22 protein-coding genes are annotated in these 20718 nt (G+C 72.0%); 11 read left to right on the top strand and 11 right to left on the bottom strand.

Annotated elements, in window-relative coordinates; all coding sequences use genetic code 11:
* Positions 1-76 precede the first annotated feature (76 nt).
* Positions 77-427 (top strand): ArsR/SmtB family transcription factor, encoded by a 351-nt coding sequence (locus HNR57_RS23075; protein WP_184562382.1) that lies wholly within the window; start codon positions 77-79, stop codon positions 425-427.
* A gap of 46 nt (positions 428-473) precedes the next feature.
* On the opposite strand, the gene HNR57_RS23070 is transcribed toward HNR57_RS23075, so the two are convergent.
* On the bottom strand, positions 474-1463 hold the full coding sequence (locus tag HNR57_RS23070; protein ID WP_184562380.1) for a helix-turn-helix transcriptional regulator: 990 nt from the start codon (positions 1461-1463) through the stop codon (positions 474-476).
* A 62-nt stretch (positions 1464-1525) separates the two neighbouring features.
* Between HNR57_RS23070 and HNR57_RS23065 the strand changes: the two genes are divergently transcribed.
* The gene (locus HNR57_RS23065; RefSeq protein WP_184562378.1) at positions 1526-2989 is read left to right on the top strand and encodes an MFS transporter; all 1464 of its coding nucleotides are present in this window, start codon (positions 1526-1528) and stop codon (positions 2987-2989) included.
* 76 nt (positions 2990-3065) lie between these two features.
* Here the strand turns inward: HNR57_RS23065 and HNR57_RS23060 are convergent, their stop codons facing one another.
* Complete coding sequence (locus HNR57_RS23060) at positions 3066-4397, bottom strand: FAD-dependent oxidoreductase (protein ID WP_184562376.1); 1332 nt, start codon at positions 4395-4397, stop codon at positions 3066-3068.
* 209 nt (positions 4398-4606) lie between these two features.
* Between HNR57_RS23060 and HNR57_RS23055 the strand changes: the two genes are divergently transcribed.
* Positions 4607-5065: a DUF6214 family protein gene (locus tag HNR57_RS23055; RefSeq protein WP_184562373.1), complete on the top strand. Its 459-nt coding sequence runs from the start codon at positions 4607-4609 to the stop codon at positions 5063-5065.
* Between the two features lie 30 nt (positions 5066-5095).
* Here HNR57_RS23055 and HNR57_RS23050 read toward each other — a convergent pair whose 3' ends face one another.
* Positions 5096-5746, bottom strand: a complete 651-nt coding sequence (locus HNR57_RS23050; protein WP_184562371.1) for a DUF305 domain-containing protein — start codon at positions 5744-5746, stop codon at positions 5096-5098.
* A 190-nt stretch (positions 5747-5936) separates the two neighbouring features.
* Between HNR57_RS23050 and HNR57_RS23045 the strand changes: the two genes are divergently transcribed.
* A complete protein-coding gene (locus HNR57_RS23045) occupies positions 5937-7439 on the top strand; it encodes an LVIVD repeat-containing protein (protein WP_184562369.1) in 1503 nt (500 codons plus the stop codon).
* Here HNR57_RS23045 and HNR57_RS23040 read toward each other — a convergent pair.
* The 5 genes from HNR57_RS23040 to HNR57_RS23020 all read right to left on the bottom strand — a co-directional run bounded on the left by HNR57_RS23040 (position 7427) and on the right by HNR57_RS23020 (position 11453).
* Positions 7427-8113 carry a TetR/AcrR family transcriptional regulator gene (locus HNR57_RS23040; protein WP_184562367.1) on the bottom strand — a complete coding sequence of 229 codons (687 nt, stop codon included), beginning with the start codon at positions 8111-8113 and terminating at the stop codon, positions 7427-7429. The genes HNR57_RS23045 and HNR57_RS23040 overlap by 13 nt on opposite strands.
* A gap of 196 nt (positions 8114-8309) precedes the next feature.
* Entirely contained in the window at positions 8310-8999 is a 690-nt protein-coding gene (locus HNR57_RS23035) for an HAD family hydrolase (protein WP_184562365.1), read from the bottom strand.
* Between the two features lie 9 nt (positions 9000-9008).
* Positions 9009-9725, bottom strand: coding sequence for a phosphatase PAP2 family protein (locus HNR57_RS23030; protein ID WP_184562363.1), 717 nt, complete (start codon positions 9723-9725; stop codon positions 9009-9011).
* Positions 9726-9870: 145 nt separating this feature from the next.
* Positions 9871-10806: a M56 family metallopeptidase gene (locus HNR57_RS23025; RefSeq protein WP_184562361.1), complete on the bottom strand. Its 936-nt coding sequence runs from the start codon at positions 10804-10806 to the stop codon at positions 9871-9873.
* 98 nt (positions 10807-10904) lie between these two features.
* A complete protein-coding gene (locus HNR57_RS23020; protein ID WP_184562359.1) occupies positions 10905-11453 on the bottom strand; it encodes a DUF5134 domain-containing protein in 549 nt (182 codons plus the stop codon).
* A gap of 149 nt (positions 11454-11602) precedes the next feature.
* Between HNR57_RS23020 and HNR57_RS23015 the strand changes: the two genes are divergently transcribed.
* Both HNR57_RS23015 and HNR57_RS23010 read left to right on the top strand, forming a co-directional pair.
* Complete coding sequence (locus tag HNR57_RS23015; protein ID WP_184562357.1) at positions 11603-13267, top strand: FUSC family protein; 1665 nt, start codon at positions 11603-11605, stop codon at positions 13265-13267.
* Positions 13264-13926 (top strand): MarR family winged helix-turn-helix transcriptional regulator, encoded by a 663-nt coding sequence (locus HNR57_RS23010; protein WP_184562355.1) that lies wholly within the window; start codon positions 13264-13266, stop codon positions 13924-13926. Before HNR57_RS23015 ends, HNR57_RS23010 begins: the two co-directional genes overlap by 4 nt.
* 55 nt (positions 13927-13981) lie before the next feature.
* On the opposite strand, the gene HNR57_RS23005 is transcribed toward HNR57_RS23010, so the two are convergent.
* Both HNR57_RS23005 and HNR57_RS23000 read right to left on the bottom strand, forming a co-directional pair.
* Positions 13982-14743: a VOC family protein gene (locus HNR57_RS23005; protein ID WP_184562353.1), complete on the bottom strand. Its 762-nt coding sequence runs from the start codon at positions 14741-14743 to the stop codon at positions 13982-13984.
* 129 nt (positions 14744-14872) lie between these two features.
* Positions 14873-15265: a VOC family protein gene (locus tag HNR57_RS23000; protein ID WP_184562351.1), complete on the bottom strand. Its 393-nt coding sequence runs from the start codon at positions 15263-15265 to the stop codon at positions 14873-14875.
* Between the two features lie 72 nt (positions 15266-15337).
* Here HNR57_RS23000 and HNR57_RS22995 point away from each other — a divergent pair, with 72 nt between their 5' ends.
* Complete coding sequence (locus HNR57_RS22995) at positions 15338-15877, top strand: GNAT family N-acetyltransferase (protein ID WP_184562349.1); 540 nt, start codon at positions 15338-15340, stop codon at positions 15875-15877.
* A gap of 3 nt (positions 15878-15880) precedes the next feature.
* On the opposite strand, the gene HNR57_RS22990 is transcribed toward HNR57_RS22995, so the two are convergent.
* Entirely contained in the window at positions 15881-16564 is a 684-nt protein-coding gene (locus HNR57_RS22990) for a glycerophosphodiester phosphodiesterase (protein ID WP_184562347.1), read from the bottom strand.
* A gap of 250 nt (positions 16565-16814) precedes the next feature.
* Here HNR57_RS22990 and HNR57_RS22985 point away from each other — a divergent pair, with 250 nt between their 5' ends.
* The 4 genes from HNR57_RS22985 (at position 16815) to HNR57_RS22970 (ending at position 20712) form a co-directional block, all read left to right on the top strand.
* Complete coding sequence (locus tag HNR57_RS22985; RefSeq protein ID WP_184562345.1) at positions 16815-18212, top strand: DUF6421 family protein; 1398 nt, start codon at positions 16815-16817, stop codon at positions 18210-18212.
* A 41-nt stretch (positions 18213-18253) separates the two neighbouring features.
* Positions 18254-19000 carry an SDR family NAD(P)-dependent oxidoreductase gene (locus HNR57_RS22980; RefSeq protein ID WP_184562986.1) on the top strand — a complete coding sequence of 249 codons (747 nt, stop codon included), beginning with the start codon at positions 18254-18256 and terminating at the stop codon, positions 18998-19000.
* Positions 18997-20067 (top strand): threonine aldolase family protein, encoded by a 1071-nt coding sequence (locus tag HNR57_RS22975; protein WP_184562343.1) that lies wholly within the window; start codon positions 18997-18999, stop codon positions 20065-20067. Before HNR57_RS22980 ends, HNR57_RS22975 begins: the two co-directional genes overlap by 4 nt.
* Before the next feature lie 72 nt (positions 20068-20139).
* A complete protein-coding gene (locus HNR57_RS22970; RefSeq protein ID WP_184562341.1) occupies positions 20140-20712 on the top strand; it encodes a transglutaminase domain-containing protein in 573 nt (190 codons plus the stop codon).
* The last annotated feature ends 6 nt before the right edge of the window (positions 20713-20718 follow it).

The raw sequence follows: 20718 nt of genomic DNA, 5'->3' as shown, positions 1-20718 counted from the left end.
TAGGCATCGTAGTACGGCAGATGTCAAACTACGAAGGTTCTCGTACCATGGAGACTCCCGAGGAAGTGGAGTCGCCGTGTCGTCCCCCGCCGTCAGCAGTCGTGACCTGCCGCATCCCGCGCGTGACGAGATCCGGCTGGAGGGGGTGCTGCACGCGCTCTCGGATCCGATGCGGTTGCGGATCGTGCGGGAACTCGCCGGTGCGCGCGGTGAATTGTCCTGCTCGGACTTCGAGCTGCCCGTCACCAAGTCGACCACCACCCACCACTTCCGGGTGCTGCGGGAGAGCGGGGTGATCCGGCAGGTGTACCGGGGCACGGCCAAGATGAACGGACTGCGGCGGGACGAGCTCGACGAGTTGTTCCCGGGACTCATGGGCGCGCTGCTCGACGCGGCTGCCCGGCAGGCCGTCCGGTGGCGTGACTGACGCGCGCCTCCGGCTGCACTGACCGGGGACGTCGACCGGGCAGCCGCTATCCGGCGCCCGCCAGCCGATGCCGGATGGTCCGGAAGGCGTCGGCCAGTTCTGGCGGGCAGATGTCGTCCAGTGTGGTGTCGAAGGTGATGAGCAGGCCCGCGACGCCGGCCCAGGACCAGCCGCCGATGGTCAGCCGGCACCGACCGGAGTCGACGGCCTCCACGACGGATCCTCCGGGGGCCCAGCGAGCGACGACATCGGCGGGCAGGGCGAGGGTGGCGCTGCCGACGCACTGCCACTGGCCGGGGGTGTCTCCCCGGTCGGGATTCCGGACGACGAGGCGAGTGAGGTCGTCGCGTGTCAGCGGCTGGGGTGTGAAGGCGGCTCCGGCGGGGGTTCGCGGGCGGATGCGGTCGACCCGGTAGGTGTGCCAGGTGCGGTGGGCGTGGTCGCGGGCGATGAGGTACCAGCGCCCGGCCCAGACGACGAGGTCGTGCGGCTCGACCTCGAAGGGAGGCTGGAATGCGGAGTCGCCGGGCGCGGGGACGCGGCCGTCGGGCGTGGTGTAGTCGAATCGCAGGACGCGGCGGGTGCGGATGGCCGACCCGAGGGCTTGCAGGGTTGCCGCGTCGAGGGGCGGAGCGGAGAACTCCCAGTAGTTGCGCAGGCTCGTGACCTCGAAGGCCTCGCTGGCGGCCCGCAGGCGGGCGGGCATGACCTGGCGCAGGGTGGTCAGCGCGCGGGTGACGGCGTCGTCGATGCCGGTGACGACCGCGGGCGCGGTCTGCAGCGCGAGGGCGATGGCGACGGCCTGGTCGTCGTCGAGGACCAGCGGCGGCAACTTCCCGCCCGTCCCGAGCCGGTAACCCCCGCCGGGGCCCTTGACCGCGTCGACGGGGTAACCGAGTTCGCGGAGGGTGTCGATGTCCCGGCGCAGGGTCCGTGACGAGACGTCGAGTCGATCGGCGAGTTCGGGTCCGGACCATTCGACGCGCGCTTCGAGCAGGGACAGCAGGCGCAGGATCCGCGCGGACGTGTCAGCCACAGAAGGCAGTCTGGCACCGGTAGCGGTCATTCGGTGTCCGCTACCGGTGCCACGGTGCGGGCATGGCTCACTCCTCCAGCACCCCCGCGCGGGAAGTAACGGTGGCCGGCCGCCGGGCATCCCTCGCGCTGCTCGTCATGCTGTCCGCCTCGTTCATGGACCTGCTCGACGTCACGATCGTCACGGTCGCCGCCCCGGACATCGCCGCCGACCTGCACGCGTCCCGGTCGCAGTTGCAGTGGATGCTCGCGGCCTACACCCTCGCGCTCGGGTCCGGCCTGATCACGGGCGGGCGAGTCGGAGACGACCACGGCCGCCGCAAGGTCTTCCTCGTCTCCCTGGCCTGCTTCGCGGTCGCGTCTGCCGCGTGCGCTCTGGCCCCCACGGCCGGGGTATTGATCGCGGTCCGGGCGGTGCAGGGACTGGCCGGTGGGTTCATGGTCCCGCAGGTGTTCGGCATCATCCGGTCGTCGTTCGAGCCGGCCGCGACGGCCAAGGCCTTCGGGGCGTACGGGGCCGTCCAGGGTCTGGCGTCGGTCGCCGGGCCGCTGCTGGGCGGAGCGCTCGTCGACGCCGACCTGTGGGGCCTGGGCTGGCGCACGATCTTCTGGATCAACCTCCCCGTCGCGGTCATGGCCCTCGCGCTGGGGGCCCGGGTGCTTCCCGAGTCCCTCGCGCCGGTGCGCGCCCGTCTGGACGTGGCGGGGGCCGTGCTGGTCGCCATCGCGGTGCTCCTGGTGCTGCTGCCGCTGGTGCAGGGCCGGGACTGGGGGTGGCCGGCGTTCGGGTGGGCTCTGCTCGTGATCGGATTGCTGCTCCTGGCGGTGTTCCTGGCCTATGAGCGTGCCTTGACCCGCAGGGGCGGTCAGCCCGTGCTGGACCCGGCCCTGCTGTCGGTCCGGCCGTTCTCCGCGGGCCTGGTGGCGTCTGTGCTGTTCTTCGGCGGCCTGGCCTCGTTCTTCCTGGTCCTGTCGATCTACCTGGCCGGCACCGGCCGTTCCGCGTGGGACACCGGCCTGGTGATCCTGCCGTACGCGATCGGGTCGATGATCACCTCGGGCGCCGGTGTCGCCCTCGCCGCGCGGGCCGGCCGCGCCCTCGTCGTCACGGGTTCCCTGACCCTGGCCGTTTCCCAGGGACTGCTGTGGTGGCTGGTCCGCGACGGAGCCACGGCCCCGGGCTACTGGCCCCTGGCCGGCGTCATGTTCCTCGGTGGCCTCGGCCTGGGGCTGGGTGCGCCGATCCTGGTCAACGTCGTCCTCGCCGGTGTGCCGGGCCGCCACGCCGGCGCCGCCGGCGGGGTCCTGTCGACGGTGAACCAGATCGGCGGCGCCGCAGGTGTCGCCGTCCTCGGCACCGTCTTCTTCAACGCCCTCGCCCCGGCTGCCGGGACGGCGTCCGGCGCACCGGAGCAGCTGTTCGGCCACGCCCTCGCCCAGGTGATGCCCTGGCAGGTCGCCACCTACGTCCTGGCCGCCCTCGCGATGCTCGCCCTGCCCAGAACCGCCGCCTCCCACCAGCGGTGACCCGCCCGCCCGGACGGCGAGTCGGACCCCTGGCGAAATCAAGGCCGACGAATGGGCCGATGCCCGCTGTTGCCCGTCAGCGTGCGGCTTCCCGGAGGGACTGCCAGTCGGGGAGCTTCACCACGCCCCTGCCCAGTGACGCGCCCAGTTCCGCCTCCGCCCGTTCGATCGACTGCCAACCCGCCCATTCCACCGGATCGGTACCCGCTGCGCGCAGGGCCGGCAGGGGGTCGTCGGGGACCGGCTTCGCGGCGAGGGCGGGGGCGTCCTCCAGGAGGGATGTCGCCGTCTCCTTCGCGCAGGGGCGGTTCGTGCCGATGACGCCCGTGGGGCCGCGCTTGATCCAGCCCGCCACGTACTCGCCCGGAGTCACGACGCCCTCGCGCAGGACGCGGCCGGACAGGTTCGGGACGGTGCCGGTGGCCGGGTCGAACGGAAGGCCCTCCAGGGGGACCCCGCGGTAGCCCACCGAGCGCAGGATCAGCTGTCCCTCGATCACCTCCAGGCGGCCCGTGCCCGTCACGCCGCCGTGGCCGTCCGGGGCCGTCCGCTCGAAGCGCGCCGCGCCCACGCGGCCCTGCTCGGCGAGCAGTTCGGCAGGGCGGAGGAAGAAACGGATGTGGATGCGGCGCGGGGCGCCTGTCGGGGGCGTCTCGGCCCAGCCGCGCAGGACCTCCACGTTGCGGCGCTGCGGGGCGGGCAGCGCGGAAGGGTCCGTGCAATCCGGGTCCAGGGCCAGCTCCGCCGGGTCCACGACCACGTCGGTCTCCGGCAGGGTGCCCAGTTCACGCAGCTCCTTGGTGGTGAACCGGGCCTGGGACGGGCCGCGCCGGCCCACCATGTGGATCTCGGTCACCCGGCTCTGAGTCAGGGTCGTCAGGGCCGCCTGCGGCATGTCGGTAGGGGTGAGCTCGGCCAGTCCCCGGGCCAGCATCCGCGTGACGTCCACGGCGACGTTCCCCACGCCGATGACCACGGCCGACCGGGCGTCCCGGAGGAATCCGGCGTCCACGGCGTCCGGGTGGGCGCTGTACCAGGACACGAACTGCGTCGCCGACCAGCTCCCCGGCAGATCCTCCCCGGGGATGCCCAGACGCCGGTCGGTGGCGGCGCCCACGCAGTACACCACCGCGTGGTAGAGCTCCCTCAGCCGCGCGACGGGCACACCTCCGGGGCCGATCTGCACGCCGCCGAGGAACCGGACCCGGTCGTGCTCCAGGACCGCGCGCAGGGTGTTCTGCAGCGACTTGATCTTCTCGTGATCGGGTGCCACGCCGTAGCGGACTAGGCCGTACGGGCACGGCAGCCGGTCCAGGACGTCGACGCGGACCTCGGAGTCCAGCTGGACGAGGCTCTGGGCGGTGTAGCACCCGCTCGGCCCGGAGCCTACGACGGCGACTCGCAGCACGGCGGAACTCCTTACCCGGTGAATCCGGCGGATCTCGGGAGAGCGCTGACGCCTCCAGCATCGCACCGGCCGGGCTCCGCTGACAGGGTGCTGTGCTCCACCCGCGGCGCGTGTCCGATCTATAGGGAATGTGATCATGCGGTTACGTTCGGTATGTGCTGGAAGCATCCTTTCTGAATCTTTCTGATCGCTCTCCGGCGGACGGTGCGGTGTCCGTGCGCCCCGCATGGGAAGTGCGGGAGAACGAGGGCACCACCCGGTGGTTCGAGTTCCGGCTGGTTTTCGAGGACGGCGCCCGGGTCGACGCGCTGGCCGTCGTGGGCGGCGGATGCGTCTGCGTCGAGGAGGTGCGCGCTCAGCCCGCCCTGTCCCTCGACGACCTGGCCGTGCTCGCCGGCTGGATCGAGGAGTCGGTGGCGGAGGCGTGCGGTGCCGGGCCCGGGCCGGACGGCTGCGGGGCGCAGCGGCGCCGGGCCCGGCCGGCCTGGCCGCACGGGGCGGAGGGACGGCGGCTGGTGGCGCAGGAGTACCGCGCGGCCCAGCGGGACGGCGCCGACCCGGTGCTCGCCGTGATGGGTGCGACCGGGCACAGCCGCCGTACCTCCCTCAGGCTGATCGGCCAGGCCCGGGACGCGGGCCTGCTGCCACCGCGCCGCGCCCGGCGCTGACCGCGACGGGAACCCCGCCCTCGGGCGCGCTCAGAGCATGTTCCGCATGCGTGTGATCTCGCTCGTCTGCTGCGCGATCACCTCGTCGGCCATCTCCTCGACGCGGATGTTGTTGCCCTGCCCCTTCACGTCCGTGGCCATGGTGATCGCGCCCTGGTGATGGGTCGTCATCAGGGCGAGGAAGAGCCGGTCGAAGGCCTTCCCGTCGGCCGCCCGGAGCTTCTTCAGCTGGGCCGGTGTCGCCATGCCGGGCATCGTGGCGTGCTCGTGCCGCTCGGCCTTGAGCGGCTTGCCGTACGACTTCAGCCAGCCCTTCATGGCCTCGATCTCGGGCTTCTGGCCGGCCGCGATGCGCTCGGCGATCCGCTTCACGTCCTTCGACTCGGCCCGCTGCGGGGTGAGTTCGGTCATCACCAGGGCCTGCGCGTGGTGCTCGATCATCATGCGCACGTAGGAGACGTCGGCCGAGTTGGGGGAGTCGTTCTCCGAACGCCGGTCGGCGGCCTCCTCGGCGGACAGGGTGCGGTTCGCCTCGCCGGGCTCGCCCGGCGCGATCACGGCGGGCCCGTCCGCCGCGGCCTGCTTGCGGTCCGGGCCGGAGTCACAGCCTCCGACCGCGAGCACGGCCAGGGCGGCCAGCCCCGTGACGGCGGACGCCCGAGACGCACGGCGGAAGAGCACAACGACCTCCTGTGGCAGGTGGGTTGGGACGCACCTCGTGTTGCGGACGGCGTACTGGCACGCTTCCGCGGGTCATTGATCGGGAAACTTCATTGCGATTCTGTTGCCCCCTGTTGGTATGTGCATGGCGAAGACGATACTGCGTGGTGCGTGAACCGTTCCGCAGTGAACGGAACCAGGGAGGAAAACAGTGATCCTGTTGAACGACCGCAGAACACGCCGCAGACGCTTGGGAGTCGTGGCTGCCGCCGGTGGGCTGCTGGCCGCGCTCCTCACAGCGGCACCGGCAGGGGCCACCCCCGACCCGGGGGACGCGCCGCCCGCGCCGAAGAAGGTTTCCAAGAGCGCCCAGGCCGAGGTCCGTGAGGCCATCCAGAACGGCGAGATACCCGCCCAGGACGAGATCGTCCACTCCGACAACATCCAGCACCTGGCCCACGTCCCCAAGGACGTGCTGCAGGGCACGAACTCGGACCTCGCCTTCCAGGGCAGGTACGCGTTCGCGGGCAACTACGACGGCTTCCGCATCTTCGACATCAGCAATCCCAAGGTGCCGAAGACCGTCGCCCAGGTACTGTGCCCCGGCTCGCAGAACGACATCTCCGTCTCCGGTGACCTGCTGTTCCTGTCCACCGACTCCTCGCGCAGCGACAGCAGTTGCTCCAGCACCACCCAGCCGGCGACCGAGAAGTCCTCGTGGGAGGGCATGAAGGTCTTCGACATCAGCGACAAGCGCAACCCGAGGTACGTCGCCGCCGTCGAGACCGCCTGCGGCTCGCACACCCACACGCTGGTGCCCGAGCGCCGCAACGTCTACGTCTACGTCTCCTCGTACTCGCCGAACGCCGCCTACCCCGACTGCCAGCCGCCGCACGACGGCATCTCCGTGATCAAGGTGCCGCGCAAGGCCCCCGAGAAGGCCGCGGTCGTGGGCTTCCCCGTGCTGTTCCCCGGTGAGGGGCCGGACGGCGGCGGCAACCCGGGCGGGCCCACCAACCCGGGCGTGTCCAAGACCACCGGCTGCCACGACATCACCGTGCTGCCGTCGAAGGACCTGGCCGCGGGCGCCTGCATGGGCGACGGGATCCTGTTCTCCATCAAGGACCCGGAACGCCCGAAGGTCATCGACCGCGTGCAGGACAACGTGAACTTCGCGTTCTGGCATTCGGCGACCTTCAACCAGAAGGCGAACAAGGTCGTCTACACCGACGAGCTGGGCGGCGGCGGCGCGGCCACCTGCAACGCGGAGATCGGCCCGGACCGCGGCGCCGACGGCATCTACGACATCGTCGGCAAGGGCGACAAGCGCAAGCTCGTCTTCCGCAGCTACTTCAAGATCCCCCGCCACCAGGCGGACACCGAGAACTGCGTCGCCCACAACGGCTCGCTGATCCCGGTCAAGGGCAAGGACATCATGGTCCAGGCCTGGTACCAGGGCGGCGTCTCCGTCTGGGACTTCACGGACTCGGCCGATCCCAAGGAGATCGCCTACTTCGACCGCGGCCCGCTGACCACCGACACGATCAAGTCGGGCGGCTCGTGGTCGGCGTACTACTACAACGGCTACATCTACTCGAACGAGTACGCCCGGGGCTTCGACGTCCTGAAGATCGACGACCGGCGTACGAACCCGGCACGCTGGGTCCACCAGCGTGAGCTCAACGTCCAGACCCAGCCGGACTACTTCGACTGACCCCGCGGGTCGCACTCCGGTGCGGCCCCGGTCGCGAAGAACCGCGACAGATCCTTGTCGCCCCTCCCGCCGCAGGCTCCGGTCTCCGGCGGGAGGCCCAGCTCCCAGTCGAGCCGGTAGCGCTTGAACAGCTCGGCGCGCAGCACCGGCACCGGCATCGGCACCCCCGGCACCAGGGCCGCGTACACGGCGCCCATCAGCAGGGCGCGCATCATCGGGTAGTCGCTGTCGACGTCGGGCGAGCCGTGCCGGGCCATGGTGTCCCGCAGCAGCTCGGCCAGCCGCCGCTGCTCCGGGCACTGCATGAAGCCCTCGGCCTGCAGGATCCCCGCCATGTGCTGGCGCATCAGCACCGGCCGGTCCCTGGCCAGGCCCAGGATCGCGTCGATGGCCCGGGCCATCCGCTCCCGGCCGTCCTCGGTGCACGGCTCGCGCTCCAGCGCCTCCTCCAGCGTGCGGTGCATCAGCCGGTGCACGGCGGACTGCACCAGCTGGCGCTTGCCGGGGAAGTAGTACGACACCAGACCGCGGGCCGAACCCGCCCGGTCCGCGATGTCGCCGAGCGTGGTCGCGTCGTAACCGCGCTCACTCACCAGCTCGACCGCGGCCTGCAGGAGCCGCTCCCGGGAGCGCCGCCGCAACTCTTCATTGACCGAGGCGCTACGCGGAGACATGCGGTAACTCCTGTGTTGACTGGCTGCCAGCCAACTATACTCGGAGCGTCCGGCCACGGCCTGTCAGGTCTGGGCTGGCGATGCCGTCTGCCTCGGGCGACACGGGGGATCGTCCGAGGCGGGCGAGCATGCGGATCCGATGGTGGCCTCGGGCTACTTGCCCTCCGGTCCGCCTCGCCGAGGCGGCGTGCCCGGCTCAGCTCACCAGATCCAGGACCGGCCGCAGCCCGTCCGGCCGGTCGGCCGCCGGCAGGTGGTCCACGAAGTGCACCTTGCATCCCAGAGCGGTGGCGCCGCCGTCCGCCCGGCGGTCGTCGCCGACCATGAGGGTCCTGCCCGGTTCGGCGCCGAGTGCCTCGCAGGCGGCGGCGAACAGCCGCGGGTCGGGCTTCTGGATGCCGTGCTCGAACGACAGGACATACGTGTCGACGTAGCGATCCAGCCCGTGCGCGCGGAAGACCGGCCGCAGGTCCCAGCCGATGTTGCTGACCACCCCGACGGGAATGCCCCGCTCCCGCAACGCGCTCAGCACCTCGACGGCGTCCGGGTACGGGGCCCAGGCGTCCGGGGTCATGTGGCGTTCGTACAGCGCGTCGTGCAGTGCGGGGTCGGGCAGCGGGACCTGCCGGGCGAGACCGGTGTAGGCGGCCCGGTGCAGTTCGGCACTCCGGTCCCGGACGGGCCAGGCGTCGGCCAGTTCCTCCGGCACCCGCGCGGGGTCACCGCCGCCGGGCAGCGCGCCGACCGCCTCCAGCGCCAGCGCCGCGGAGGCCAACTCGGCCTCCGTGAGCCGGACATCGGCCCCGGCCAGGGCGCCACGAAGCCAGGAGTCGGTGGACTCGACACGGAAGAGGGTGCCGGAGAAGTCGAAGAGCACGGCCGTCATGCGGCGATCCTACGAGGGCGTGCCGGCCTCGCTGGGAGAACGGTGGTCGCTGCCGAGTCGAGGGTGCCGGCGACCGTGCACCCACACCGCCAGGGCCACCACGGTCGTCCCCAGCAGCCAGCCGCCCACCACGTCCGACGGCCAGTGGACCCCGAGCCAGATCCGCGTCAGCCCGACCCCGACCACGGAGACGACCGCCACGGCCACGGCCGTACGCCACACCGCCCGGCCGACGCCGTGCCGGTGCAGGAGCCACAACAGCAGGCCGCACACCACCGTGGCGGTCATGGCGTGACCTGAAGGGAACGCCGAGTAGTGGGCCGAGTCGACCGGGTCGGGCCACACGGGACGGGGGCGGTCCACCGCGGCCTTGATGCCCTGCTGCAGCACGGTGCCCAGGGCGACGGCCAGCGCCAGCCACAACGCCGTCCAGCGCGCCGCCCGCCGCGCCACCAGCCACACGACGACAGCCGCGCACAGCAGCCGCATCGTCCATGGATCCCACACCCAGTCCGTGAGGATGCGGCACGTCTGCGTGAGGACCGGCTCGTCGACCGCCCAGCGGTGGGTGGTGCCGGAGATGTCCCCGTCCAGGCCGATCAACGGGCTCCATCTGGCCGCGACGAAGGTCAGCAGCAGTACCGAGCACACGGCCAGGACGCCGGTGAGGCGGGCAGCAGTGCGGTGCTCCGGACGGGGCGGGGAGTCGACGGACGAGGTGTGCATACAGCGATCCTCGCCGAACCGGGGGGTCCGGATCCAGTACGGCGATGATCTTCGGCTCTCGGGCGGCCCGCTTCGGCCATCGAGGGCCGCCGAACCCGGCTTGGGCACACGACCCGTCCGAGACCGCTCGCGGCGGCCCTGGCGGTCATCCCAGCGCCCGCAACCCCGGTACGAACGCCACCAGCACCGGCACCACCGGCACCAGCGCTGCCGCCGCCGTCAGCCGCAGGCGCCGGGCCGCGGTCAGCCGGTCCGGCGGCGTGAGCAACCGGTGCACGCGGGCCGGGACATGGGCCTGCGGCGTCGGGCAGGGCCCGAACACCCCACGGTGCTCGTTCAGTTCGACCAGGGCCAGGGCGGTGGTCAGACGGCCGAAGCGACGCGACGCCGTGTCGTCGGCGGCGAGTTCGACCAGGCGGTGCATCTCGTCCCGGAACGCGGCGAACACCGGAACCTGCGGAAACCCGCCGGCCAGGGCCGAGGAGCAGTTCAGCAGCCAGTCGTGCCGGGCCCGGGCGTGGCCTTGCTCGTGGGCGAGCACGGCGTCCAGCCGGCGGCCCTTCAGCCGCCGCAACGCGGCCGTGGTGACGACCAGTTGCGGGGGAGTGCCGGGCTGCCACCAGGCGTCCGGCTGCTCGCTCTCCAGGACGACGAGCCGGCCCGAGACGGCGACCTCGCCCGGCAGCAGCGGAGCCCGCACCAGCAGATCGGCGCGCCGGCGGCGGTGCCGGGCACGGGCCCGGCCGATCTCGCGGAGCAGCATCGCCGCGCTCCACAGCCCGCCGCCGGCCAGCGCGAGGGCGGTGGTCGCCGCCCAGGGGCCCGCCGTGCCGAGGACGTAGGCCTCGACGACCGCGCGCGGGGCCGTCGCGAAGAGGTGCCCGCCGACCGCGCGCCAGGCCGCGGCCGCGCTGAGCGTCATCGACAGCGCGCAGCACACGAGGACGGTCGCCACGACGCACTGCCACACCCACAGCGCCACCACCGGCTCACGGTCGGGCCAGTCCGCCCGGGCGAGCAACCGGGGGGCGACGACGGCGGTCAGGGCGCCGAGCAGCAACAGCGCGGCGGTGAGCATCATGAGGGCAGCCTATGAGCGCGGCCACGCTCCGGGGTACGACATGTGGCGTCGAAGTGACGCAGGCAACGCATCCGTTGGGCGTACCGGACCGCTCCCGCTCAGAGCGTCAGCAGCATCGCCACCATCGCGATCCCCATGGACAGCCGGCAGGCCCGCGCCAGTTCCGGCCGGTCACCCCACCCGCCGGGACCGCCGCCCCCGGCCACGGCGGCGACCGGCACCAGGCGGACGCCGGTCAGCAGTACGTAACCGGCGAAGTAGAGCAGCAGCGCCCCGGTCAGGAGCGGGACTCCCGATCCGCCCGCACCGTGCGCGTGCGCGGGCGAGCCGGCCATGACGACGGACATGTAGACCATCGCCCCGGCGCCCACCAGGTGGTGGAGGTGATGCGCGCCGGACCGCGCCGCCCACAGCGCGTGAACGCCCGCCGCCGCGAACACCGCCGCGTAAACGGGCCAGGCCCACGAAGGCGGGGTGAACACCGCCGGCGGCACGGCCATCGCGGCCATCCCGAAACCCATCAGCGCCTCGCCGCCGGCGGCGAGGCGCTGCCCCTCGGTGCCGCTGCGCATCCGCGCCAGGCAGTAGGTGCCGGTCGCCGCGCAGAGCGCCACCAGCAGCCAGCCGGACGAAGCCGGTCCGTGCACGCGCACCTCCCCCTTCGGCATTCGGTCATTCGATGCCCGGGCCACGCGGCGCGCACGCGAGCGCAAGGGTGTACACGGGGAGCATTCGGCGGAGCGCACCAGGTGAGGAGATATCTTTTACGAGTAAAACACCTGTTAAGGTTGTCCTCATGAGCAGTGCTACACCCGCCTCCGCCACCCCACCCGCCCGGTGCTTCCCGCTGGCGGGGGTGCTGCGCCTCGGCAGGCCCTCGGAGATCTGGTTCAAGCCCGCGCTGAGTGTCGTCGCCTCGATCGCTCCGCCCGCCCTCACCCTGTCGGCGCTCGGCCGGCCCGACCTCGTGATGTACGCGATGGCCGGATCCCTGTGCGCGCTGTACGCCCACAACCGTCCGTACGCCGCCCGGGCCGGCGTCCTCGCGTGGGTGGTGCTGGGCATGCTGGGCGGAGTCGCCGTGGCCCTGGTCGCGGCCTCGCTCACCGGCAGCGCCGTCGTCCTGGTCACCGTCGGCGCGCTGCTGGCCGCCGCGCAGAAGGTGCTGTGCGACGCCACCCGGGTCGGCCCGCCCGGCAATGTCGTGCTCACCTTCGTCAGCTCCGCCTCCCTGTTCGCGCCGCAGACCCTCGGCCAGGTGCCCGGCCATCTGGCCCTGACCGCCGCGACGGGGGCCTGGGCCTGGCTCGTCTGCATGGCACCCGCGCTCGTCCGGCCGCACGGACCGGAGCGCCGCGCCACCGCCGCCGCCCTGAAGGCCGCCGCCGGGTACGCCGACACCGGCGGCACCGGCGAGGGCCATGCCCGGGCCCGCGCCGCCGGCTATGCCGCGGTGCAGGCCGCCTGGCAGTCGCTGCTGTCCACCAGCGCCCCTTCCCGGACCAGGAGGGGCCTCGAACGGCTCGTGGTCCGCGCCGAGGTCGCCCTCGCGGCGCCGGCGGAGGCGGACGCGGGGCGGCTGCGCGCGTGGGCGGGCTCGCTGCGCGGCACCGGGCCCGTCCCGCGGGCCGGAATGCCGGACGCGGCCGCCGACGAGCTGCTCGGAGTGGACGCGGCCCGGCCCCTCTGGGCGCGGATCGGCCCGCTGACCCCGCTCGCCGTGCGTACCGCCCTCGGCTGCGCGCTGGCCGGCTACGCCTCGCTGGCCCTCGGGATCGGCCGCCCCTACTGGGCGCTGGTCACCGCTGCCTCGCTCTACCAGGCGAACCTCGCGCTGACCTGGAGCCGGACCGTCCAGCGGGTGGTGGGCAACGTCGTCGGCGTGCTCGTCTTCCTGGCCGTCGTGCCGCTCGCGCACCTGGGGCCGGTGGCACTCGTGCTGTGCTGCCTCGCCTTCAGCTTCGGCGCGGAGGTGCTGATCAGCCGCAACTACTGGCTCGGCAGCGTCTGTGTGACGCCCATGGCCCTGCTCATCACGGAGTTCGCCGGGCACCAGGAGCCCGGGGCGCTGATGACCGAGCGGGTCGTGGACACCGTCGTCGGCGCGCTGGTCGGGTTCGCCGCCGCCCTGGCCGTCACCGACCGGCGTACGGGCGACCGCGTCGAACGCGCGCTGACCGCCGCGGACCGGGCCCGCGAGCACGCCGCCCGCCTCCTGGCCGAGCCGGACCCCGGCACCGCTGCCCTGCAATCCGCCCGCCGCGGCCTGGCCGCCGCGCTGGCCGAGCTGCGCGCCACGGCCGACGCCGCCGCCGGTGAATGGTGGCAGCGGGCTCTGCCCCAGGAGCGGGTCGTGCTCGCCGAACAGTCCGGACACCGTACGCTCGCCGCGACGGCCCGACGCCAGGGCCTGCTCCCGGACCGGGACCCGGCCAGCGAAACGGAGGACGCACGGCCATGACGCCGACCGAAGGACCATCGCCCACGGGGAGCGACGCGGGACGGGCCCAGCGGCCGGGGGCCGGGGCAGAGCCGGTGGGGGAGGGGCGGGAGGAGGCGACGACCGGGGGCGAGGGGGTCCAGGCGTCCGGTGATGATCGCCCGGGCGGCGGGCGCCGGGGCGACACCGTCGCCGCCGTCGTCCGGCAGTGGCGGGCCGTGCACCCCGGGCTCGACACCGGGCCGATGGAGATCATCGGGCGGATCAACCGCTGCGCAGCCCTGCTGCAGCAGGCCGAGGACGCTCCGTTGCGCCGGGCCGGGCTCAGCCGCCCCGAGTTCGATCTGCTGGGTGCGCTGCGTCGCACCGGGCACGAACTGACGCCCGGGGACCTGGCCAGGGAGACCTTCTCCTCGGGGGCCGCCGTCACCAAACGCCTGAAGCAGCTGACCGAGCGCGGTCTGGTCGAACGGCGGGGCGACACCCGGGACCGCCGGGTCGTCCACCTCCGCCTCACCGACGCCGGACGCGACCTCGTCGACGCGATCCTGCCCGTCCAGCTCGCCTACGAGACGGCCGTGCTGTCCGGCGTGGACGGCCCCGAGCAGGGTGAACTCGCCGCTTTGCTGGGGGAATTGCTCAGTCAGCTGGAGGGGCGTCTCGGCGTTCTGCGGGCCTGATCACCGGCGGGCCCGGCGGTGGTGGTCCCGCAGGAGCGGATGCGACGACGCCGGCTCAGGCCTCGTCCCCCGCCCGGTACACGCCGAACACCGCCCCCTGCGGGTCCCGCAGCACCGCGATGCGCGGCCCGTCGGGCACGGAGGTGGGCACCATCAGGACCGTGCCGTGCTGCTGGACGACGGCGGTCGTCTCGTCCACGTCGGCCACGGCGAAGTACGGCAGCCAGTGCGCCGGTACCTCGGGCGGGAACTTGTCGTCCATCGTCACCATGCCGCCGAAGTCCGCACCGCCGACGCCCCACTGGGTGTAGCGGTCCGACGGGGCGACCGTCCAGCCGAACACCCGCGTGTAGAAGGACACGGCCCCCTCCGGGTCCCGCGTCATCAGCTCCACCCAGCCCAGGGAACCGGGCGCGTTGAACAGCCCGGCACCCGGGAAGGTCCCCGCCTGCCACAGCTGGAACACGGCACCGCCCGGATCGGCGGCCACCGCGAACCGCCCCACGTCGAACACGTCCGTCGGGCCGAACAGCAGTGTCCCGCCCGCCTCCGTCACCGCACGGGCGGTGGCGTCCGCGTCGGTCACCGCGAACGACACGTTCCACGCGACCGGCTGCGACGGCTGGTACAGCGGGGCGAGCGCGGCCACGGCCGCGTCCCCGAGATGGGCGACGGTGTAGCCGCCGGCCTCCTGACGCGCGTCGGTCTCGGGCCGCCAGCCGAACAGCCGCGTGTAGAACCGCCGGGCCGCGTCCAGGTCACTGGTCCCCAGCTCGGTCCAGCAGGGGCCGCCGGTCACCGGTGCGTCGAGCTTCATGGCGTTCCTTCCGCGAACGGCGGGGACAGTCCCCGGGCACCCCCTCCAGCACGCTAAGCCGCCCCCGGGGCTCCCTGCCATCCGGGAAACCCGGTGGTGTGCGCACCGCCCGGACCGCCCGGCCCGGCCTCAGATGCCGGGCCGGTAGCGGATCGGATGGTCCGCCGGTACCTGCACCAGCACGATCGGCGTCCCGTCGGGGTCGGCGATCCACATCTCGATCAGCCCCCAGGGTTCCCGCACCGGCGGCCGCACGATCTCCACGCCCTTCGCCCGCAGCTCCTCCTGCGCCGCCGCCACGTCGTCGACCTGCAGCCACAGCCGTACGGTGGGCGCCGAAGGCGTCTCGGACCGGCCCGAGACCTCCAGGAAGCCGCCGCCCAGGAAGAAGACCGTGCCGCGCTCGGGTCCCGTGCCGAACTCGCGGTACACGGCGAGGCCCAGCTGCTCGCCGTAGAAGGCACGCGACCGCTCCGTGTCGGTGGGGCGGAGCAGGATCCGGCTGCTGAGTACATGCACCATGCGGCGGAGCTTAGTGGTGGCGTTACTCTCATCCCTGCCCGAGCCGTGCCAGGAAGACGGAGACGTACGCCCATGGAGACCGCCGCCACCGCACTGACCTTCCGCGACGCCACCGACGCCGACGTGGACGAGCTGGTCGCGCTGATCGAGTCGGCGTACCGGGGCGACGACAGCAGGGCCGGGTGGACCACCGAGGCGGACATCCTCGAAGGGCAGCGCACCGATCCCGAGGGCGTGCTGGAGGTCGTCAAGTCACCCGACAGCCGGCTCCTGACGGTGGAGCGGGACGGCAGGATCGTCGCCTGCTGCCAGCTGGAGCACCAGGGCGAGCACGCCTACTTCGGGATGTTCGCCGTCAGCCCCCTGCTCCAGGGAGCGGGGCTCGGCAAGGTGATCATCGCGGAGGCGGAGCGGCAGGCGCGCGAGACCTGGGGCGCCAAGGAGATGCAGATGACCGTGATCTCCGTGCGCGACGACCTCATCGCCTGGTACGAGCGGCGCGGCTACCGCCGTACGGGACGGATGACCCCGTTCCCGTACGGCGACGAGCGCTTCGGCGTCCCGCAGCGCGACGACCTGCAGTTCGAGCTGCTGGTGAAGGAGCTCGCGTAGTCACTAGGCCGTGAAACGGCCCGTTCGCTTGATGTCCGGGTGGTCGGTGGTCGCGCCGTCCAGGCCGAAGGCCCGGACCAGCCGCAGCTGGTCCTGCGTGTTCACCACCCAGCCGATGATCCTCAGGTCGGCCTTGCGGGCCCGCTCCACGATCTCCAGGGTGAGCCGGCGGATGTTCAGGCAGACGGTCTCGGCCCCGGCCTGGACGGCGCGGTCCACGATGTCCGTGCCGTAGCGGCTGGCGATCAGCGCGGTGCGCACCCCCGGCACCAGCGGTTTGATCTCTGCGATCGCCTCGTCGTGGAACGAGGACACCTCCACGCGGTCCGCCAGCCCGCGCCGGTTCATCACCTCGGCCAGCGCCCGCGCCGCCTGCGCGTCCTTGATCTCCGCCTGCAGCGGCGTGTGGACGGCCTCCAGGACCTCCTCGAAGACCGGGACCCGCTCGCCCCGGCCCGCGTCCAGGGCCCGCAGCTCGGCGAGGGTCTTCTCGGCGATGGGCCCGGTGCCGTCGGTCGTGCGGTCCACATCCGTGTCGTGCATGACGACGAGCGCGCCGTCCTTGCTCAGGTGCAGATCGAGTTCGATGGCGTCCAGGCCCGCCTCCTGGGCGGCGACGAAGGACCGGAGGGTGTTCTCGGGCTCCACACCCATGACTCCGCGGTGACCGATGGTGAGGAAGTTCAAGACGCGACTCTCTTCCGTCGACAGGCGGCAGTGGGGGGCCTGAAGGCCCCCCTGACCGTATCGCCTGGACCCGCCCTGTGCAGAGAGTGAGGGCATGGTCGCCGCGCATTCGGGCAGAAGCATGACCGACAGGAAAAAGTGCGGTGAAGCACAGGGTCGGGCAGGATAATTTCCCGGGTTCACCCTTGCTGGGAGGAACCTCGTGTGTATACGGTCTGCATACGTGAGATTCTCCCGTGGAAGGTGGGACATGACGGAAATTCTTGTGCAGGTGGGTTCGGAGGAAGGTCTTCCTCCCGTGGCCAGGGTGGTCGAGCACCCGGCATGGCCCGTGCTCAAGGATGCCGTGGAGCGGATCCGGCCATGGCAGTCCAAGGACGGGTCGATCGACTTCGACGCCGAGGGCGCGCCCGACCCGGCCGACGCCGAGCTCGCGGTCCGCCAGGTCGCCGACGCCGTCCGGGAACTCTCCCCGCTGCTCCCGCACGACGGTGCCTACCACGACGCCCTGGTCAAGGATCTGACCCGGTGGGCCGACAGCGGCTTCCAGGTGCCCGACTTCCTCGACTCGCTGCTGGCGTTCCAGCCCGCCGCGAACCGCGCGGACGGCCTCCAGCACCTCGTCGTCTTCCCGATGTACACCCAGAACGGCAACCCGGACCGCAACCTCGAAGCGGTCGTGCTGCGCATGGTCTGGCCGGACTGGCTGGCCGAGCTGGAGCGCACCCGCTACGACAACCCGCTGTTCTGCGGCATCAAGTTCGAGGACTTCACGGCCGGCTACGACACCAACTCGGCCGTCCTGTTCCCCGAGACCATCGCCGTGCGCGAGGCGCCGGAACGATTCACCTGGGGCGGCATCTTCTGCGACCGCGAGGCCGCCCGCTTCCGCCGTGTGACCGACGCCGCCGTCGACATCCTCGGCCTGGAGCTGCCCGAGGACGTCGCCGCGATGGTCCACGACCAGAAGCGCTGCGAGGAGGCGTTCGTCCTGTGGGACATGGTCCACGACCGCACCCACAGCCACGGCGACCTGCCCTTCGACCCGTTCATGATCAAGCAGCGCCAGCCGTTCTGGATGTACGGCCTGGAGGAGCTGCGCTGCGACCTCACCGCCTTCAAGGAGGCCGTGAAGCTTTCGGCCGACGGCGTACCGCAAGCCCGTGACGTGCAGGTCGCGGTGCTCTTCGACCGCATGTTCCGCTTCCCGGTCACCGGCGAGCGCGTGCGCAACTACGACGGCCTGGGTGGCCAGCTCCTCTTCGCCTACCTGCACAAGCACGACGTCGTCCGCTGGACCGACAACAAGCTCACCATCGACTGGGAGCGCGCCCCGCAGGTCACCAACCAGCTGTGCGCCGAGATCGAGAACCTGTACCGCGACGGCATCGACCGCCCGAAGCTCGTCCACTGGTTCGCCGGGTACGAGCTGGTCTCCACGTACCTCTCCCCGCACCCGGGCTCCAAGTGGGCCAAGGGCCCCGACGCCCTGGACACGACGCAGCCGCCGCGCAAACTCGTCGATGACGTGCTTCCGGACGAGTTTCCGCTGAGCATGTTCTATGAGGCTCTGTCCAAGAAGCTGAAGAACGTGATCGCCTCCACCAAGGGCATCACGGCGGACAGCGGCGAGCGGATCGCCGCGTGAGCGATCGGCGTACCGGGAACACTGCTCAGGAGGCGAAGATCATGGGGAACGGGGCGCTCAGCGGTGCGGTGATCGCGGTGGCCGGAGCGGGCGGGCCCGCCGGCCGGGCCGCACTGCTCAGGCTGGCCGAGGCGGGTGCGACCGTCATCGGGTCGGACAACGACCCGGAGCGGCTGGCGGAGGCGGTGGACGCGGCGAGCTACGCGACCGGCGGCGCCACCGTCACCGGTGACACGGTCGATCTGCTGGACCTGGGGGCCACCCGCGACTGGGCCACCCGTATCGAGAAGGACTTCGGCCGCGTCGACGGCCTGGTCCACCTCGTCGGCGGCTGGCGCGGCAGCGAGACCTTCACCCGGACCAGCCTCGACGACTGGGACTTCCTGGAGATGCTGCTGGTGCGCACCGTGCAGCACACCTCGCTGGCCTTCCACGAGGCGCTCCAGCGCAGCGACCGCGGCCGGTACGTGCTGATCAGCGCCGCGGGCGCCAGCAAGCCCACCGCGGGCAACGCCGCCTACGCGGCCGGCAAGGCGGCGGCCGAGGCGTGGACGCTGGCCATGGCGGACTACTTCCGCAAGGCCGGGGGTGCCGAGGGGCCGACGTCGGCTGCTGCGATCCTGGTGGTGAAGGCGCTGGTCCACGACGCGATGCGCGCCGATCGGCCCAACGCGAAGTTCGCGGGCTTCACCGACGTCAAGGACCTGGCCGAGGCCATCGCCAAGGTCTGGGAGAAGCCCGCCGCCGAAGTGAACGGAAACCGTCTGTGGCTCACCGAGAAGCCGTGAACCCGCCGAAGACCGACGCCCGTCGTCATCACGACCCCGAGGTCCGCGGTTTCGCCAGCGACAACTACTCCGGTGTCCACCCGGAGGTCCTCGCCGCCCTGACCCTGGCCAACGGCGGGCACCAGGTCGCGTACGGCGAGGACGCCTACACCGAGAACCTCCAGCAGGTGATCCGCAGCCACTTCGGACCCACGGCCGAGGCGTTCCCGGTCTTCAACGGCACCGGCGCGAACGTCGTCGCGCTCCAGGCGGTCACCGACCGCTGGGGCGCGGTGATCTGCGCCGAGAGCGCGCACATCAACGTCGACGAGTGCGGCGCCCCGGAGCGGGTCGGCGGTCTGAAGCTGCTGACCGTCCCGGCACCCGACGGCAAGCTCACGCCCGAGCTGATCGACCGGCAGGCCTACGGCTGGGACGACGAGCACCGGGCGATGCCGCAGGTGGTCTCCATCGCCCAGGCCACCGAGCTGGGCACGGTCTACACGCCGGAGGAGATACGCGCCCTCTGCGAGCACGCCCACGCGCACGGCATGAAGGTGCACCTGGACGGCTCGCGGCTGGCCAACGCCGCCGCCACCCTGAACGTCCCGATGCGGACGCTCACCAACGCCGCCGGCGTCGACATCCTCTCCCTGGGCGGCACGAAGAACGGGGCCATGTTCGGCGAGGCCGTCGTGGTCCTCAACCAGGACGCCGTCAGTCACATGAAGCACCTGCGCAAGCTGTCCATGCAGCTCGCCTCCAAGATGCGCTTCGTGTCGGTGCAGCTGGAGGCCCTGTTCGCCCGCGACCTGTGGCTGCGCAACGCCGGGCACGCCAACGAGATGGCCCAGCGGCTCGCCGAGGGCGTGCGGGCCGTGCACGGTGTGGAGGTCCTCTACCCGGTGCAGGTCAACGCGGTCTTCGCCCGCCTGCCCCACGACGTGAGCGAGCGCCTCCAGAAGCGGTTCCGCTTCTACTTCTGGGACGAGGCCGCGGGCGACGTCCGCTGGATGTGCGGCTTCGACACGACCGAGGACGACGTGGACGCGTTCCTGGCAGCGCTGAAGGAGGAGATGGCCCGCTAGGCGCCTGCATAGGTATACGGCAGAGCGTAAAAGGATTGACGGGGCGGTGATCCCTTCCTACGCTCTGCCTGTATGCAGCTGATCCAGCAAACGCCGGACCTCTCCGCCTACTTGGCCGCTGACGAGGCGATCGACCATCATCATCCGCTCGTGCGTGAAACGGCGGGGAGGCTCGCCGCCGGGGTGGCCGACTCGTATGACTATGCGCGGGCGGCCTTCGAGTTCGTGCGCGACACCATTCCGCACTCGCAGGACTCCGGCGATCTCCGCGTCACCTGGCGCGCCTCGGACGTCCTGGAGCGGCGCACCGGCATCTGCTACGCCAAGGCCCACGCGCTGGCCGCCCTGCTGCGGGCCGAGGACATCCCCACCGCGCTGTGCTACCAGAAGTTCGAGGAGGTGCACGGGCTGGTCGCCGTGCGGTTCAACGGCGCGTGGCACCGGCAGGACCCCCGGGGCAACAAACCCGGCGTCAACGCCCAGTTCTCCCTCGACGGTGAGCGGCTGGCCTTCCTGCCCGACCCGGCGTCCAATGAACTGGACTACCCGGTCTTGTATGCTGCACCACATCCGGTGGTGCTGGACGCCCTCACGGCAGCGCGCGACCGGCCGCACCTGTGGCAGACACTCCCCATCGCACTCTGAGGCAAG

The organism is Streptomyces paradoxus (assembly GCF_014202475.1).
Lineage (GTDB): Bacteria > Actinomycetota > Actinomycetes > Streptomycetales > Streptomycetaceae > Streptomyces > Streptomyces paradoxus.
The sequence above is the reverse complement of the archived record's forward strand: the minus strand, read 5'-3'. Positions and strand labels throughout refer to the sequence as shown.